The organism is Citrobacter sp. CK180 (assembly GCF_030333655.1).
Lineage (GTDB): Bacteria > Pseudomonadota > Gammaproteobacteria > Enterobacterales > Enterobacteriaceae > Citrobacter_B > Citrobacter_B koseri.
The window spans coordinates 1-344 of record NZ_JAOWFM010000009.1; the positions used below are offsets into that span (position 1 = coordinate 1).

Genomic DNA, 344 nt, shown 5'->3' on the forward strand with positions numbered 1-344 from the left:
CAGCCCGGCAAACTGGCGCAGGATCGTGGTTTCGTACAGCGCTTCCTCCATCGCTGGATCGCTGTAGCCGAACCAGTTCTGCAGCAGATGCACACGCAGCATCGCCATCAACGGGTAGGCCGGACGGCCACCTTCACCCTTCGGATAATGTGGCTCGATCAAAGCAATCAAGCCCTTCCACGGCACCACCCGATCCATCTCGATCAGGAACAACTCCTTGCGGGTTTGCTTGCGCTTGCCAGCGTACTCGGCGTCGGCGAAGGTCATCTGCTTCATCGGGAAACTCGGTGGGTGGGGGCGCGGTATTTTGCCAAATCAGAAAGTCTTTTTCAGAGTTTCCCTAG

1 protein-coding gene is annotated in these 344 nt (G+C 57.6%); it reads right to left on the minus strand.

Annotation, left to right across the window (positions count from 1 at the left end; genetic code table 11):
• A partial coding sequence (locus tag OGV50_RS00405; RefSeq protein ID WP_048998319.1) for an IS5/IS1182 family transposase occupies positions 1-276 on the minus strand: 276 nt, incomplete at its 3' end.
• Between the last annotated feature and the right edge of the window lie 68 nt (positions 277-344).